The organism is Pusillimonas sp. SM2304, assembly GCF_031628915.1.
Lineage (GTDB): Bacteria > Pseudomonadota > Gammaproteobacteria > Burkholderiales > Burkholderiaceae_B > Pusillimonas_C.
This window is the reverse complement of sequence record NZ_JAVLUJ010000002.1, coordinates 1,092,260-1,107,090: the sequence shown is the minus strand read 5'-3', so window position 1 is coordinate 1,107,090 and position 14,831 is coordinate 1,092,260. Positions and strand designations below refer to the sequence as shown.

13 protein-coding genes are annotated in these 14,831 nt (G+C 61.6%); 10 read left to right on the top strand and 3 right to left on the bottom strand.

Features of this window, described 5'->3' with window-relative positions:
- Positions 1 to 113 precede the first annotated feature (113 nt).
- The 6 genes from proC to RE432_RS14200 all read left to right on the top strand — a co-directional run bounded on the left by proC (position 114) and on the right by RE432_RS14200 (position 5,975).
- A complete protein-coding gene (proC, locus tag RE432_RS14225) occupies positions 114 to 947 on the top strand; it encodes a pyrroline-5-carboxylate reductase (RefSeq protein WP_310934069.1) in 834 nt (277 codons plus the stop codon).
- Between the two features lie 184 nt (positions 948 to 1,131).
- The gene (locus RE432_RS14220; protein ID WP_310934068.1) at positions 1,132 to 2,247 is read left to right on the top strand and encodes a high-affinity branched-chain amino acid ABC transporter substrate-binding protein; all 1,116 of its coding nucleotides are present in this window, start codon (positions 1,132 to 1,134) and stop codon (positions 2,245 to 2,247) included.
- Positions 2,248 to 2,356: 109 nt separating this feature from the next.
- Positions 2,357 to 3,283: a high-affinity branched-chain amino acid ABC transporter permease LivH gene (livH, locus tag RE432_RS14215; RefSeq protein ID WP_310934067.1), complete on the top strand. Its 927-nt coding sequence runs from the start codon at positions 2,357 to 2,359 to the stop codon at positions 3,281 to 3,283.
- A complete protein-coding gene (locus tag RE432_RS14210; RefSeq protein ID WP_310934066.1) occupies positions 3,283 to 4,509 on the top strand; it encodes a high-affinity branched-chain amino acid ABC transporter permease LivM in 1,227 nt (408 codons plus the stop codon). The genes livH and RE432_RS14210 overlap by 1 nt, the downstream gene beginning before the upstream one ends.
- A complete protein-coding gene (livG, locus tag RE432_RS14205; protein WP_310934065.1) occupies positions 4,506 to 5,273 on the top strand; it encodes a high-affinity branched-chain amino acid ABC transporter ATP-binding protein LivG in 768 nt (255 codons plus the stop codon). Before RE432_RS14210 ends, livG begins: the two co-directional genes overlap by 4 nt.
- On the top strand, positions 5,274 to 5,975 hold the full coding sequence (locus RE432_RS14200; RefSeq protein WP_310934064.1) for an ABC transporter ATP-binding protein: 702 nt from the start codon (positions 5,274 to 5,276) through the stop codon (positions 5,973 to 5,975). It abuts the gene before it with no gap.
- A gap of 454 nt (positions 5,976 to 6,429) precedes the next feature.
- On the opposite strand, the gene RE432_RS14195 is transcribed toward RE432_RS14200, so the two are convergent.
- Together RE432_RS14195 and RE432_RS14190 are read right to left on the bottom strand one after the other, a co-directional pair.
- Positions 6,430 to 7,044 (bottom strand): glutathione S-transferase family protein, encoded by a 615-nt coding sequence (locus tag RE432_RS14195; protein ID WP_310934063.1) that lies wholly within the window; start codon positions 7,042 to 7,044, stop codon positions 6,430 to 6,432.
- A 52-nt stretch (positions 7,045 to 7,096) separates the two neighbouring features.
- Positions 7,097 to 8,953: a S9 family peptidase gene (locus RE432_RS14190; protein ID WP_310934062.1), complete on the bottom strand. Its 1,857-nt coding sequence runs from the start codon at positions 8,951 to 8,953 to the stop codon at positions 7,097 to 7,099.
- 146 nt (positions 8,954 to 9,099) lie between these two features.
- On the opposite strand from RE432_RS14190, the gene RE432_RS14185 reads away from it, so the two are divergent.
- The 3 genes from RE432_RS14185 (at position 9,100) to RE432_RS14175 (ending at position 12,108) form a co-directional block, all read left to right on the top strand.
- A complete protein-coding gene (locus RE432_RS14185) occupies positions 9,100 to 10,071 on the top strand; it encodes a D-2-hydroxyacid dehydrogenase (protein WP_310934060.1) in 972 nt (323 codons plus the stop codon).
- 79 nt (positions 10,072 to 10,150) lie between these two features.
- Entirely contained in the window at positions 10,151 to 11,305 is a 1,155-nt protein-coding gene (locus RE432_RS14180; RefSeq protein ID WP_310934059.1) for a glycerate kinase, read from the top strand.
- A 20-nt stretch (positions 11,306 to 11,325) separates the two neighbouring features.
- Positions 11,326 to 12,108, top strand: a complete 783-nt coding sequence (locus RE432_RS14175; RefSeq protein WP_310934058.1) for an SDR family oxidoreductase — start codon at positions 11,326 to 11,328, stop codon at positions 12,106 to 12,108.
- Here the strand turns inward: RE432_RS14175 and RE432_RS14170 are convergent.
- Positions 12,098 to 13,030, bottom strand: a complete 933-nt coding sequence (locus RE432_RS14170; protein ID WP_310934057.1) for a LysR family transcriptional regulator — start codon at positions 13,028 to 13,030, stop codon at positions 12,098 to 12,100. The two genes, RE432_RS14175 and RE432_RS14170, sit on opposite strands and share 11 nt — an antisense overlap.
- Before the next feature lie 142 nt (positions 13,031 to 13,172).
- Between RE432_RS14170 and RE432_RS14165 the strand changes: the two genes are divergently transcribed.
- Positions 13,173 to 14,720, top strand: coding sequence for a CoA-acylating methylmalonate-semialdehyde dehydrogenase (locus RE432_RS14165; protein ID WP_310934056.1), 1,548 nt, complete (start codon positions 13,173 to 13,175; stop codon positions 14,718 to 14,720).
- Positions 14,721 to 14,831: the final 111 nt, after the last annotated feature.

Sequence of the window (14,831 nt, the reverse complement as noted above, 5' to 3'; positions counted from 1 at the left end):
AGGGAGTTTATTACGCGTTTATGACGTTGACGTGACTGTAACGAGAAGCCCGGGCGCGCGTCAACGTAAATGTACCCACGGACAAACCCTGAAAACCGTACAATATCGGCCTTATGACAAAAGAACTGACTATCGCTTTCATTGGCGGCGGCAATATGGCCACCGCCCTGGCATCCGGCCTGATCGGCAAGCGCTGCGGCGCCCATGACGTCCATGTGGTCGACGTCAACGCGCCGGTTCTGGCGCGCTGGTCCGAACAGGGCACGACGGTGGCCCAGTCGCCCGATGCCATGCTGGCAGAACGCCGCATGTGGATCTTCGCGGTCAAGCCGCAGTATCTTAAAGAGGCCGTGGCGCAATGCCGGCCTTTTCTGCAGGACGACACGCTCGTGGTCAGCGTGGCCGCCGGCATTTCGGCTAGCACGCTGGCCGGCTGGCTGGGCACGCCTGATCAGCCCTTTACCCGGATCGTGCGCTGCATGCCCAATACCCCCGCGCTGATCGGTTCGGGCGCCAGCGGCCTGCTGGCCTTGCCGGGCGTGTCCGGCGACGACAAAACCATCGTGCAGCAGTTGTTCCGTGCCGTGGGCGAAGTGGTGTGGGTCGATACCGATGCCCAGATCGATGCCGTCACCGCCTTGTCCGGCAGCGGCCCTGCCTATGTATTCCTGTTTATCGAGGCCCTGATACAAGGCGGTATCCAGCAGGGCCTGAACGAGGATCAGGCCCGCACCCTGGCGCTGGCCACCCTGGGCGGCGCTACCCAGTTGGCGGCCCTGTCGCACGAAAGCCTGGCCACGCTGCGCGAGCAGGTCACGTCCAAGGGCGGCACGACGGCGGCGGCCCTGGCGGTGCTGCAAAGCGCGGCATTCCCGGCCATTGTCCAGCAGGCCATGCAGGCGGCGAACGATCGCGCCGCGGAATTATCCGCCGAGTTTGCCGGGTAGGTCCGCCGGACCGCTGTAACAAATCGATGCAGTAAGGGCTTATCCGTAGTGACAGGCGGGTGGCGAGTCGTCAGAATACGCTAGCCGTTCAAGGCGGAAGCTAACAACATGGCTCGCCGTAACAAACCCCTGAATTCGTAACATGAATTCTTAAGCGGCGAGCTTAACCCGGAGAAGCACAGGCATGAAGTCCCTCAAGAAAGCATCACCCCTGGTCATTGCGCTGGGCGCACTGGCCATTGCCGGCAGCGCTTTGGCTGCCGATACGATCAAGATCGGTATTCCCCAGCCCATGACCGGGCCGGCAACCCAGTACGGCGACCAGATTCAGGCAGGTGCGCTGACTGCCATCGAAGCCATCAACGATGCGGGCGGCGTCAAAGGCCAAAAGCTCGAACCCCTGCTGATCGATGACGGATGCGAGCCAAAACAGGCCGTTCCCGCCGCCAACCGGGTCATTAACTCGGGCGCCAAGTTCGCTGTGGCGCATGCCTGCTCCGGCACAACCGTGCCTGCCGTGAACGTATACGAACAGGAAGGCATCGTCGCCATTACCCCGGGGGCCACTTCGCCGCTGGTGACCGACACCATCAAGCCGCATTTCTTCTTCCGCACCATCGGCCGTGATGACCAGCAGGGCCCGTTCGCGGCCGATTACATCATCAAGACCCTCAAGCCCAAGACGGTCGCCATTCTGCACGACAAGCAAACCTACGGTTCCGGCGTAGCCACCCAGGTGCGCGACAGCCTTTCCAAAGGCGGCACGGACGTTGCCCTGTTCGAAGGCATCAACGTGGGCGACAGCGACTATTCCGCAGTCATCACCAAGCTCAAGTCGCTCAACCCCGACCTGATCTATTTTGGCGGCTATCACGCCGAATTGGGACTGTTGCTGCGCCAGGCGCGTGAACAAGGCCTGTCGACACAGTTCATGGGTCCGGAAGGCGTCGCCAACCAAGACCTCGTTGCCATCGCCGGCCCCGCCGTCGAGGGCCTGCTGGTCACGCTGCCTGCCGACTTCACCAAGCTGCCCGGCAACGAAAAAGTGCTTGAAAACTTCAAGAAGTACAAACGCAGCCCCGACGGCGCTTTTACCCTGACCGCCTACGCCGCCGTGCAGATTCTTGTCGACAGCATCAACGCCGTTGGCCAGGATCCGCAAAAAGTGGCCGACTACATGCACAGCAATGCATTCAACACCGCCATCGGCAAAGTCGAATACGATGCCAAGGGCGATCTGAAAGAGTTTGAATTTGCCGTATTCAAATGGGACAAAGACGGTAACCTTGAGCAGCTGTAACGCTTGAAGCAAGGCCGTCCGCTCCAGCCCGGCCGGGCTGGAGCGTTCTTTTCTTCCCCCGGTTAGCCTGCATCGCACCGCCAGGCTAACGTACCGGAAAATCCGTTTTATGTCTGAGCTTATCCCCCAACTTACGCAACAGCTGTTCAACGGCTTGTCGCTTGGCGCCATCTATGCGCTTATTGCCATTGGCTACACCATGGTCTATGGCATCATCGGCATGATCAACTTCGCGCACGGCGAAATCTACATGATCGGGGCATATGTAGGCCTGGTGACGCTGTCGGCGATTGGCGTCGGCAGCGGCTTGCCGCTACCTGTGATCATCCTGGTCATGCTCATTATCGCGGTGCTGGTCACCGGCGTGTACGGCTACGCCATTGAAAAAGTCGCCTATGCGCCGCTGCGCGGCGGCCCCCGCCTGGTGCCCCTGATCTCGGCGATCGGCATGTCCATTTTCCTGCAGAACTGGGTGGCCATCGGCCAGGGCGCGCGCGATATGGCGGTGCCGGCGCTGGTGACGGGTTCATTCCAGTTCCAGATGGGCTCCGACTTCGTCATTACCGCCCCGTATTCCCGCATCATGATCATTGTGGTCACCGTGCTGATGATGATCGCGCTTTCGCTGTTCATCAAGTACTCGCGTGTCGGCCGCGCTTCGCGCGCATGTTCGCAGGATTTGCGCATGGCGAACCTGCTGGGCATCGATACCAACCGGATCATTTCCTTCACCTTCATCATCGGCGCCATGCTGGCGGCGGTGGGTGGCGTGCTGATTGCCCTGGCTATCGGCAAGCTGAATCCTTTCATTGGCTTTCTTGCCGGAATCAAGGCGTTTACCGCGGCGGTCCTGGGGGGGATAGGCAGCATTCCCGGCGCCATGCTGGGCGGCGTGCTGCTGGGGCTGGCGGAAACCTTTGCCGCCGCCTATATCTCGTCCCAATACAAGGATATTGTCGCCTTCAGCCTGCTGGTCTTCATCTTGCTGTTCCGACCGACAGGCCTGCTGGGTAAACCTGAAGTGGAAAAAGTGTAATGGGTAACAACATCAAGAACGCGCTGATCGCGGCCTTCATGGCCGGGGTCATTATTGCGCCTATCTTCGGGTTGCAGATTGTCCGCAGCGGCATGCAAACGCATCTGGAACCCGATTGGACAATGATTCTTTCGGGCATGGCCATCGTCTTTGTCTTTCAGGTGATCCGGCCCGCCTTCCGCAAGGTGTTCAAGACATCCGGAAAGAAACGCGCCTTGCCGGTGCTCAGCGAGCCCGCGCGGCGCGGCCTGATCTTCCTGCTGGTCGCCATCGCCCTGGTATGGCCGTTTACCACGGGCCGCGCCCAGGTCGACATCGCCACGCTGGTGCTTATCTACATTATGCTGGGCCTGGGCCTGAACATTGTGGTGGGTTTTGCCGGGCTGCTGGACCTGGGGTTCGTGGGCTTTTATGCCGTCGGCGCCTATACGTATGCCTTGCTCTACCACTGGGCCGGCTGGGGCTTTTGGGAGGCCTTGCCTTTTGCCGGCGGCATCGCTGCCTTATTCGGCTTCCTCCTCGGTTTTCCCGTATTGCGGCTGCGCGGCGATTACCTGGCCATCGTCACCCTGGGTTTCGGCGAGATCATACGCCTGCTGCTGATCAATCTGTACAGCCTGACCGGCGGTCCCGACGGCATATCGGGCATCCCCAAGCCGACCGTCTTCGGCTTTCCCATGGCGCGCCGCGCGCCCGAAGGCGTCACCACCTTCCACGATCTGGTGGGGTGGAACTTCAGCACGCAAGACGTCATTGTTTATCTTTACCTGATGGCGCTGTGCCTGGCCCTGATCACGCTGTTTGTGTCCAACCGGGTCATTCGCATGCCCATTGGCCGCGCCTGGGAGGCGCTGCGCGAAGATGAAATCGCCTGCCGCTCGCTGGGCCTGAACCCTACGCGCATCAAGCTGTCGGCCTTTACCATGGGGGCCATGTTCGCCGGTTTCGGCGGGGCGTTCTTTGCCGCCCGCCAAGGCCTGGTCAATCCCGAATCCTTCACCTTCATCGAGTCGGCCCTGATCCTGGCGATCGTGGTGCTGGGCGGAATGGGCTCGCAAGTGGGCGTGATCCTGGCCGCCATTGTGCTGACTGTCGTGCCCGAGATTGCCCGTGAGTTTGCCGAGTACCGTATGTTGATCTTTGGTTTGGTGATGGTGTTGATGATGATGTGGCGGCCCCAAGGTCTGCTGCCCGTCAAGCGTCCGCAGGTGGAGTTGAAAGTATGAGCGAAGTATTGCTTAAGGTATCTGGCCTGACGATGCGGTTTGGCGGTCTGCTGGCGGTGGACCAGGTCGAGTTCGATGTAAAAAGTGACGAAGTCTTTGCCATTATCGGCCCCAACGGCGCCGGCAAGACCACGGTGTTCAACTGCGTGGGGGGCTTCTACAAACCCACCATGGGCTCCATCATCATGGACGGCAAGCCCATCAATGGGCTGCCCAGCCACAAAGTGGCGCAACACGGCCTGGTGCGCACTTTTCAGAACGTGCGCCTGTTCAAGAACCTGACCGTGCTCGAGAACCTGCTGGTGGCGCAGCACACGCACATCGAAACCGGTCTGCTGCAGGGCTTGCTGAAAACACCGTCGTATCGCAGGTCGGAGCAGGACGCGCAAAAGCGCGCGGCCGAGTGGCTTGATTTCATGGGCATCCGGCAGTTCGCCAATCGCGAAGCGGGCAATCTGGCTTATGGGCATCAGCGGCGCCTGGAAATTGCGCGCTGCATGATCACCCAGCCGCGCCTGCTGATGCTTGACGAGCCCGCCGCGGGCCTGAATCCGCAGGAAAAACGGGATCTGCAACAGCTTATCGATCAACTGCGCAAAGAGTTCGGCGTCGCGGTGCTATTGATCGAACACGATATGAGCCTGGTCATGGGCGTGTCCGACCGCATCATGGTCATGGAGCACGGCAAACCGATCACGACAGGCCTGCCCACCGATGTTCGTGCCGACCCTCGTGTCATCAAAGCCTATCTGGGGGAAGAATAAGTGCTCAAGCTCCAAAACGTACATACTTACTATGGTGCTATTCAGGCGCTTAACGATGTGTCGGTTGAAGTCAACAAAGGCGAGATTGTTACATTGATCGGCGCGAATGGCGCGGGTAAAACCACCTTGCTCATGACGGTCTGCGGCTCCCCCAGGGCAAGCAGCGGCTCCGTTACCTTTCTGGGCGAAGACATTACCCAACAGCATACGCATACCATCATGCAGCGCGGCATCGCGATCTCTCCCGAGGGCCGCCGCGTCTTCCCGGATCTGACGGTGTCCGAAAACCTGAAGATGGGCGGCTTCTTCCTGAAGCGCGACGAGGTCGAGGCAGGCCTGGAGCATGTATATACATTGTTTCCACGCCTGAAAGAGCGCGCCAATCAGCGCGCCGGCACCATGTCGGGCGGCGAACAGCAGATGCTGGCCATAGGGCGCGCCCTGATGACCAAGCCCCAGTTGCTGCTGCTCGATGAGCCCACATTGGGGCTGGCCCCGCTGATCATCGCGCAGATATTCGACATCATCCGTACGATTCGGGAAGAGGGCGTCACCGTGTTCCTGGTAGAGCAGAACGCGAACAAGGCGCTGCAAGTGGCTGACCGCGGCTACGTGCTGGAAACAGGCAAGGTCGTGCTGGCCGACACCGGCGCCAACCTTTTGGTCAACGACGAAGTCCGGAAGGCGTATCTGGGGGCCTAGCCCATCACCCGGGCGCTTGGGCAATAGCGCTGCGCGCATATCCCCAATAGGGGCGGCTTTGAAATCAAGCCGCCCCTATTTTATGAGGCCGCATATTAAGGCGTTCCGCCCGTCAACTTGGCGCCGAAGACCTGGCTTATCTAGCTAGCTGCCAAGCTGTCTGGCGGGCTTCAGGCCCCGCCGGCGGTTTAGGCGTGCGCCGCGTGTTTCCGAAGGAGGGCCGGGGGCTTTCGTCGGGCGCTGTCTGAACGAGCGTAGCGAGTGAGTTCGCCCGACGCCCGGCCGGACGAGGAAAACGCGGAAACAAGCACGCCGTAGCCGGCGGGGCCTGAAGCCCACCAGACAGCGGTCTAGATACCACACAGGCCCATCTCAAGATAGAACTGTCTCAATAAAATTACGGCAGCTTTCTCGTAGACAGTTTAGTGGCCACCCGCGTAGCGGCAACAGCCCCTCAGCCTTCCATCAACCCCTGCGCCTTCAACGCCGCCTGCACCCCCGCATCCGCCTCCATGCGGGCATAGAAAGCCTGCAGATTCTTCATGCCCGACAGGTCTACGCCCTTGGCATTGGCCCAGCGCATCAAAACGTACAGATACGGGTCCGCCACAGACCGCGTGCCCGCGATCCATGCTTTCCCTTCCAACTGCTTGTCGGCAATGGCAAACAGCTGCTGCACCTTTGCGGCCGACTTGGCGATCAGCTCTTCCTGGGCTTCCGGCGTGCTGGCCAAGCCCTGTACGCCGAAGATATTGCCGAAAGTGCGGTGCAGATCGGCATTGAACAGGCCCAGCCAGCGGCGTACTTCGGCACGATCGCGTGGTGTGTCGGGCAACAGTTTGGCCTGGGGATTGAGTTCGGCGATGTACTCCAGAATGGCCGCGCTTTGCGTCAGCGTGAAATCGCCATCGACCAGCGTGGGCACCGCGCCCAGGGGGTTGAGCGCCAAGTAGGCGGGCTGCTTGATTTCTTCGCGGCTGAGCCGCTGCAGCTCATAGGGCTGGCCGGCCCATTCCAATGCAATATGGGAGGCAAGCGGGCAGGCGCCCGGCAGATAATACAGTTTCATGTGAGATTTCCTTTTTTGAACAAGAGGCCGGCAATATTCCAGGATACTGCGATCAGGATCCCGATGACGGCTTCAGATGCAGGGCAAGAAATGCTTCCATACGCTCATAGAACTCGAATTTGTTTTCATCATTATGGAAACCATGGCCTTCGTTATCCTTGACCATGTATTCCACCTCTACGCCCCGCGCCTTCAGGGCGGCGACCATCTGGTCGCTTTCGTCCTTGTTGACACGGGGATCGTGGGCGCCTTGGGCAATGAACAGCGGCGTTTTGATCCGATCGGCATTCAGGGCCGGGGAACTGGCGATCAGGCGCTCGCGGTCGTCCTCGGGGTGGCCCACCATGCTGTGCATTTTGGTCAGCATGGGCTTCCAGTAGGGCGGTATGGTGTTCATGAACGTCAGCAAGTTTGAGACCCCTACATAGTCCACCGCCGCCGCGTACAGGTCGGGGGTGTAAGTGATGCCCGCCAGGGTGGCATAGCCGCCGTAGCTGCCGCCATAGATGGCAATGCGCGCGGGGTCGGCAATGCCCTGGCTGATCAGCCACTGGACGCCATCGGTGATGTCGTCCTGCATGGCCAGCCCCCATTGGCCGAAGCTGGCCTCCCAGAATTGGCGGCCATAGCCGGTAGACCCGCGGAAGTTCATTTGCAGTACGCAGTAGCCGCGATTGGCCAGGAACTGTGCTTCAGGATTGAACCCCCAGCCGTCGCGCGCCCAGGGCCCGCCGTGGGGGTTGATGACGCAAGGTAAGCCTTTGGCGGGACGCCCCACCGGCAAGGTCAGGTAGCCGTGTATGGTCATCCCGTCGCGCGATGGGTAGCTGATGGGGCGCACAGCGGCCATGTCCCGCTCGGCCAGCACGGGGTTGATGTCCGCCAGTTTGTCCAGGGTGTTCAGGGTGTCGTCATAGATATAGCGGCTGCCCGGCGTGCGGTCGTTGTAGGCGGCGACGATATATTTGCTTTCGTCGCGCGTGCTGCTTTGCAATGAAATCTCGTAGCCTTCAAGCATGGCCGATACCCGTGCAAAACGTTGGGCGCTGATCTCGTCGAAAAAATGATACTGGGGCTTGTCGGTGTGATAGGCGGCCACGGTCAGCACTTGGCGCAGGCGCGAATAGCCGGCGCCGTCCAGGTCGTTGCTGATGGCGCCGAAGATGACCTGCTCTTGGTCGGGCTCGGCCGGGTCGATGATCACCAGGGTCAGGTAATTGCGGCCGCGATTGCTCAGCGCATACAGGCAGCGGTTGTCGGGGGTAAAGAACTGCGGGCTGACGACGGTGCGGAAGTCGGTCGTGATAATGGGCTTGAACTCGTCGGACTCGGTATCGCGGTACAGCAGGGTGGTGTGCAGGCCGTCGCTGGCGATGCCGGCGCGCACGCGGCCCAGGTGGTCGGTCTGCCATCCAACGATATTGCCCGGGTTTTCGGCGACCAGCGTCAGTTGGCCGTTACGGATGTTGGCGCGATAGACATCGAAGACCTCGGGATTGCGTCCGTTATGGCTGATCAGGATGTGATCGGGGTCGTCTTCCAGGTCGTCTTCGATGCTGGCCCTGACGCCCGGGAAGGGCGTCAGGTCGGTCACGGCGCCGCTGCCGATGTCCACGGCCAGCACATGAAAGTTTTCATCGCCCTTGAAATCTTTTTCATAAATGAGGGTGTCTGAGCCTTTCCAGAAAAACTGCGAGATATCGCGTTCGGTTTCGGCGGTCAGGCGGCGTACCGGGCCGACGGGCGTACTGCCGTCCAGCGCCTGTACGCAGATATTCATGCGGGCGGGCTGGCCGTCGATGCTGTGCGGTTCCATGAACCCCAGGTTGGCGCCATCGTCCGACAGGCGGAAAAAGCCGCGTTCGGGATTACGAAAAAAATCCTGGACAGCATATTTTTTTGGCGTCATGGCTTGGACTCTCCTGCGCAGCGCGGTTCGCTGGCCTACAGTGATTTGTGTAATGAAGGTTTCCCATTACTATATCGGATTATCAGTTGGCGTCTGCCCGCCACGAACCGGCGCGCATCGCCGCCCATGCACCTGTAGGATATTCAATGGCCCATCAAGCTTTGCAAGTCGTCTTCCTGGATCGTGACACCATTTCCCCCGATACGGTCCTGCGACCTTTGTCTTTCGAGCACGAGTTGAAGGTGTACGGGCGCAGCAGCCGCGACCAGGTGGCCGAACGCATTGCCCAGGCCGATATCGTCATCACCAACAAAGTGCCCTTGCGCCACGAAGCCCTTGAGCAGGCCTCGCGCCTGAAAATGGTGGCCGTGGCCGCCACCGGAACCGACAATGTCGATCTGGAGGCCTGCGCAAAGCAAGGCGTGGTGGTATCGAATATACGCGGCTATGCCGTCAACACGGTGCCCGAGCACACGTTCGCGCTGATTTTCGCCTTGCGCCGCAGCATTGTCGCCTACCGCGAATCGGTCAAGGCAGGCCGTTGGTACGATGCGCAGCAGTTCTGTTATTTCGACTATCCCATCAAAGACCTGGCGGGTTCGACCCTGGGCATTATCGGGGAAGGCGCCCTGGGGCAGTCGGTGGCCGGCATAGGCCGGGCGCTGGGCATGCGCGTGCTGTTTGCCGCGCGCAAGGGCGGACAGAAGCAGGGCAGCCTGTACACGCCGTTCGAGCAGATGCTGGAACAAAGCGATGTCATTACCTTGCATTGCCCCTTGAATGAACAGACGCGCAATCTGATCGGCGCCCCGGAATTCGCGCTGATGAAGCGCAAGCCGCTGCTGATCAACACCGCGCGCGGCGGCCTGGTCGATGAAAACGCATTGGTGCAGGCCATGCGTTCAGGCCAGCTTGGCGGCGCCGGTTTCGATGTCACCACGCCTGAGCCTCCAGAGAACCAGCATCCGCTGGTTCAATTGCTGGATCTGCCCAACTTCATCCTGACGCCGCATGTGGGTTGGGCCAGCCAAGAGGCCATACAGGGTTTGGCCGACCAGCTGATCGACAACATCGAGGCCTTTCATCAAGGCGCGCCGCGCAACGTGGTCGGCGGTTAACAAATGCGCCGGGCGCTTGCCGCCCGGCACACCGGAAAGTCTTAGCTGTCACACTATTCACGACAAAGGTTGATCCCGCATGCGCGTTGTCATTGCTCCCGATTCCTTCAAAGAGTGCCTGAGCGCGGCCGATGTGGCCGCGGCGATTGCGTCCGGCGTCCGGCAGGCGCTCCCCCAGGCCGACATTGCCTGCGTACCCATGGCCGACGGCGGCGAAGGTTCGCTCGATGCCGTGCTGGACGCGACCCAGGGCGAACGGCGCCAGCTCAAGGTGCTGAACGCCAATGGCCTGCCCACCCAGGCCAGTTGGGCCTGGCTGGGCGACGGCAAGGCCTTCATCGAAATGGCCGCCGCCGCCGGGCTTGAACAGATTCCGCCCGCCGAACGCAAACCGCTGCAAGCCAGCAGCTATGGCGTAGGCCAGTTGATTCAGGCCGCCGTCCAGGCCGGCGCCCGGCATATTGTGCTGGGCCTGGGCGGCAGCGCAACCAACGATGCCGGCGCCGGCTTGCTGCAGGCGCTGGGCGCCAGGCTGCTTGACGAACAGGGCAATGAACTGCCCTCGGGCGGCGCGGCGCTGCAAAAACTGGCCCGCATCCAACTGCACGATCTGGATCCGCGCCTGAACGACGTCCAGTTCGAGATCGCTGTCGACGTCGATAATCCGCTTTGCGGGCCCAAGGGGGCCTCTGCGATTTTCGGCCCCCAGAAAGGGGCGTCGGCCGATGACGTCGCCGTGCTGGATGCCGCCCTGGCGCATTTTGCCGATGTCTGCGCGCGGCACTGCGGCAAGGACGAACGCGATATTCCCGGCATGGGCGCGGCGGGCGGCCTGGGCTTTGCCATCAAAACCTGCTTCAACGCCAGCTTCCGGCCCGGGGTCGAGCTCATGGCGGAGCTTTCCGGCCTGGCCGCCGCCATGCAGGGCGCCGATCTGGTGTTCACCGGCGAAGGGCGCATGGATGCGCAAACGCTGCTGGGCAAAACGCCGGCGGGGGTTGCACGCTACGCGCGCCGGGATGGCATCCCGGTGATTGCTATTGTGGGGTCGTTGGGCGAAGGCTACGAAGCCTTGTACCAGGCCGGCATTACGGCTGCCTTCAGCCTTGCGCCCGGGCCGATTTCCCTTGAACAGGCTTACCAGCAGGCAAGCGAGTACCTGCGCCAGCGCGCCGGGGACTGCACGCGGGCGTGGCTGGCCGGCCGAAACGCCGCGCCGGCGGCCGGCGTGTAAGCCACCGAGCCAGGCACAGCATGCATACAGCCCGTCATCTTCCCGATTTTTCACTCCAGGGCAAACTGGCCCTGGTGACCGGTTCGACCCAGGGCCTGGGCCTGGCGATCGCGCAAGCGTATGCGGCCAGCGGGGCGCGCGTCGTCATCAATGGACGCCGGCCCGAGCGCGTGGACGCCGCCGTGGCATCGCTGGCGCGTGACGGATACACCGCCCACGCCTTTGTGCACGACATTGGCCGGATCGGCGAGCAGGAAGCCGCATTCGATGCGCTATGCCGGGAAGCCGGCCCCCCCGACATTCTGGTCAACAACGTGGGCATCCGCATACGGAAGACGCTGGAAGAAGCCGCGCTTGCCGATATCCTCGATCTCATCAACATCGACCTGGTGGCTTCGGTCCACTTGTCCAAGCTGGCCGCCGCCGCCATGGCGCGCAAGGGGAAACCAGGCCGCATTATTACGCTCACCTCGATAGCCGGCGAGCTGGCCCGTCCCGGGGACGCCATTTACCCCATTGCCAAGCAGGGACTGGCGGGCATGGTGCGGGCGCTGGCGGTGGAATATGGCGGCCAGGGCATTACCAGCAACGGCATTGCGCCGGGCACCTTCGCCACCGAAACCAATGCCGGCCTGGCGGCCGACCCGGTCAAGGGGCCTATCGTGGTCGGCCGCAATCCGCTGGGGCGTTGGGCCCAGCCCCATGAAATCGCCGGCGCGGCGGTGTTTCTGGCCTCGCCCAGCGCTTCCTATGTGAACGGCCACATTCTGGTGGTGGACGGCGGGTTCTCGATCACGTTTTAGTATTGGTATTGAACGCGCTTTTCAGGTGCTCGACGAAAGCCCGTACCGCGCGCGGCACATAAGCGCTGTAGGGCCTGATGGCGTAAATGGCGTCGCCAAAGACGCCCACCGGTTTCCAGCCCGGCAGCAGGTGCACCAGCCGTCCGGCATCGACTTCTTCCTGCGCCGTGAAGTCCGGCAGCAGCGCAATCCCCTGGTCGGCCAGCACCAATTCGCGCAGCGCTTCACTGTTGTTGGCGCAGAAATTGCCTTTGACCGCAACGCTGTGCCGGTCGTTTTCCGCCTTCTTGGGCGCGAAGCTCCAGGCGGGCGACGCCGCCGAACGCAAGTAGTACAGGCAATTGTGCGCCGCCAGGTCTTGAGGCGTGTCGGGCCGGCCGTGCCGCTGCAGATAGCGGGGCGTGGCCACCAGCAGGGTGCTGGATGGCCGCAGCAGCCAGGCCACATAGGTTTCAGGCACGTCGTTGGTGTGGCGAATGGCCAGGTCGAAACCTTCCTGGGCCAGTGAACTCAAATGGTCCGATAGCTCGATCTCGATGCGCACATCGGGATGGCTTTGCAAGAAACCATTGATCAGCGGCATGATTTTTTGCCGGCCCAGCGCGACCGCCGTGGTCACGCGCACCACGCCGCGCGGCACGTCGGCCAGATCGCGTATGCCGTCAAAACCCTGTTCTATGGCCACAAAAGCCTGCCGGGTGTTGTCCACCAGGGCTTGGCCGGCCTCGGTCAGGCGCACGCTGCGGGTCGTGCGCCGCACCAGCGCCACGCCGGACACCTGTTCCAGTTCCGCAATGCGCAGGCTGACCGCGCCCTTGCTGACACCCAGGCGCCGGGCGGCCGCGGTAAAGCTGCCGGTCGTGCCTAGCATGCCCAGCCAGTAGATGTGCGACCACATGGGTTCGCTTTTTTGTTCCTTCACGTGCTTGCTCCCGGAGGCGATGGCGTTCAGATAGCTGTTATTGTCTATTAAATTAAACAATGTATCCAGCAATCTGGGCTTGTACGCCTCAGGCTTGATCCCTATACTTTTCCCATCCGCATTCCACGCTCAGGAGACCATCATGAAGGATCAGAACCCGTCGGCCGGCACGCTGGCAAAGCAAGCGCCCTATACCGACACCAGCGACGTCGTCAATTTCATCAATGGGCGGAAGGCGGCCAGCGGCAGCAGCCGCAAGCAAGATGTTTTCAATCCGTCGACGGGCGCCGTGGCGCGCCAGGTCGTGTTGTCCACCCTGGATGACCTGAACACCGCCGTGGCGGCCGCCAAAGCGGCGGCGCCCGCCTGGGCGGATACGCCGCCGGTCAAGCGGGCCCGCATCATGAACAAGTTTCTTGGCCTGATGAACGAGCATACCGATGCCCTGGCGGCCATGATCACGGCCGAGCATGGCAAGGTGTTTACCGATGCGCAAGGCGAAGTGGCGCGCGGCATCGACATTATCGAATTCGCCTGCGGCATTCCGCAACTGCTCAAGGGCGACTACACCGAGCAGGTGGCCAACGGCATCGACAACTGGACCATGCGCCAGCCCCTGGGCGTGGTGGCCGGTATTACGCCGTTCAATTTCCCCTGCATGGTGCCGTGCTGGATGTTCCCGATGGCCATTGCCGCCGGCAATACCTTCATTCTGAAACCCAGCGAGCGCGACCCCAGCGCATCGCTGCTGATGGCCGAGCTGTTCAAGCAGGCGGGCCTGCCCGACGGCGTCTTCAACGTGGTGCAGGGCGACAAGGCGGTGGTCGATGCCTTGCTGGAGCATCCCGATGTGGCGGCATTGAGCTTTGTAGGCTCCACGCCCATTGCGCAGTATGTGTACGAGCGCGGCGCCCATTTCGGCAAGCGTGTACAGGCGCTGGGCGGCGCCAAGAACCACATGATCATCATGCCCGACGCCGATATCGAGCGGACGGTGGATGCCCTGGTGGGCGCAGCTTACGGTTCCGCCGGCGAGCGCTGCATGGCCATTTCGGTGGCCGTTCTGGTGGGCGAAGTCGGCAAGAAGATTCTGCCGGCCTTGCAGGCGCGCGCCCAGGAACTGAAGATCAAGGACGGCATGCATCTGGATGCGGAAATGGGCCCGATCGTCACGAAAGAAGCCTTGAAGCGCATCGAAAACTATATTGCCATCGGGGTGGAAGAGGGCGCCGACCTGCTGGTCGATGGCCGGGGCCACAAGGTCGATGGCCACGCGGACGGCTTTTATATCGGCGGCACGCTGTTCGATAACGTGACCCCCGACATGCGTATCTACAAAGAAGAAATATTCGGGCCGGTGCTGGCCTGCGTTCATGTCCCCGACCTGGGGGCCGCGGTCGACCTGATCAACCGGCATGAGTTCGGCAATGGCGTGTCGTGCTTTACCAGCGACGGGCATACCGCCCGCGAATTCGCGCGGCGCATCCAGGTGGGCATGGTCGGCGTCAACGTGCCGATTCCGGTGCCTATGTCATGGCACGGTTTCGGCGGCTGGAAGCGCAGCCTGTTCGGCGATACGCATTCCTACGGCGAAGAGGGTGTGCGCTTCTACACCAAGCAGAAGTCCATCATGCAACGCTGGCCCGAGAACATCAGCAAGGGTAACGAGTTCATTATGCCGACGATGTAGCCTGATCGGCCGCAGACCACAGAACGGGGCTCTTCATGAGCCCCGTTTCTTTATACGCTAAAGTAGTACAGTTGGAATCAGTCCCACCTCAACCCCAGCAACGATAGCGAG

Coding starts and splice junctions, on each gene's coding strand:
- RE432_RS14175 (WP_310934058.1), top strand. CDS start 11,326: ATGCATACAGCCCGTCATCTTCCCGATTTTTCACTCCAGGGCAAACTG.
- RE432_RS14185 (WP_310934060.1), top strand. CDS start 9,100: ATGGCCCATCAAGCTTTGCAAGTCGTCTTCCTGGATCGTGACACCATT.
- RE432_RS14165 (WP_310934056.1), top strand. CDS start 13,173: ATGAAGGATCAGAACCCGTCGGCCGGCACGCTGGCAAAGCAAGCGCCC.
- livG (WP_310934065.1), top strand. CDS start 4,506: ATGAGCGAAGTATTGCTTAAGGTATCTGGCCTGACGATGCGGTTTGGC.
- RE432_RS14220 (WP_310934068.1), top strand. CDS start 1,132: ATGAAGTCCCTCAAGAAAGCATCACCCCTGGTCATTGCGCTGGGCGCA.
- RE432_RS14195 (WP_310934063.1), bottom strand. CDS start 7,044: ATGAAACTGTATTATCTGCCGGGCGCCTGCCCGCTTGCCTCCCATATT.
- livH (WP_310934067.1), top strand. CDS start 2,357: ATGTCTGAGCTTATCCCCCAACTTACGCAACAGCTGTTCAACGGCTTG.
- RE432_RS14210 (WP_310934066.1), top strand. CDS start 3,283: ATGGGTAACAACATCAAGAACGCGCTGATCGCGGCCTTCATGGCCGGG.
- RE432_RS14180 (WP_310934059.1), top strand. CDS start 10,151: ATGCGCGTTGTCATTGCTCCCGATTCCTTCAAAGAGTGCCTGAGCGCG.
- RE432_RS14190 (WP_310934062.1), bottom strand. CDS start 8,953: ATGACGCCAAAAAAATATGCTGTCCAGGATTTTTTTCGTAATCCCGAA.
- proC (WP_310934069.1), top strand. CDS start 114: ATGACAAAAGAACTGACTATCGCTTTCATTGGCGGCGGCAATATGGCC.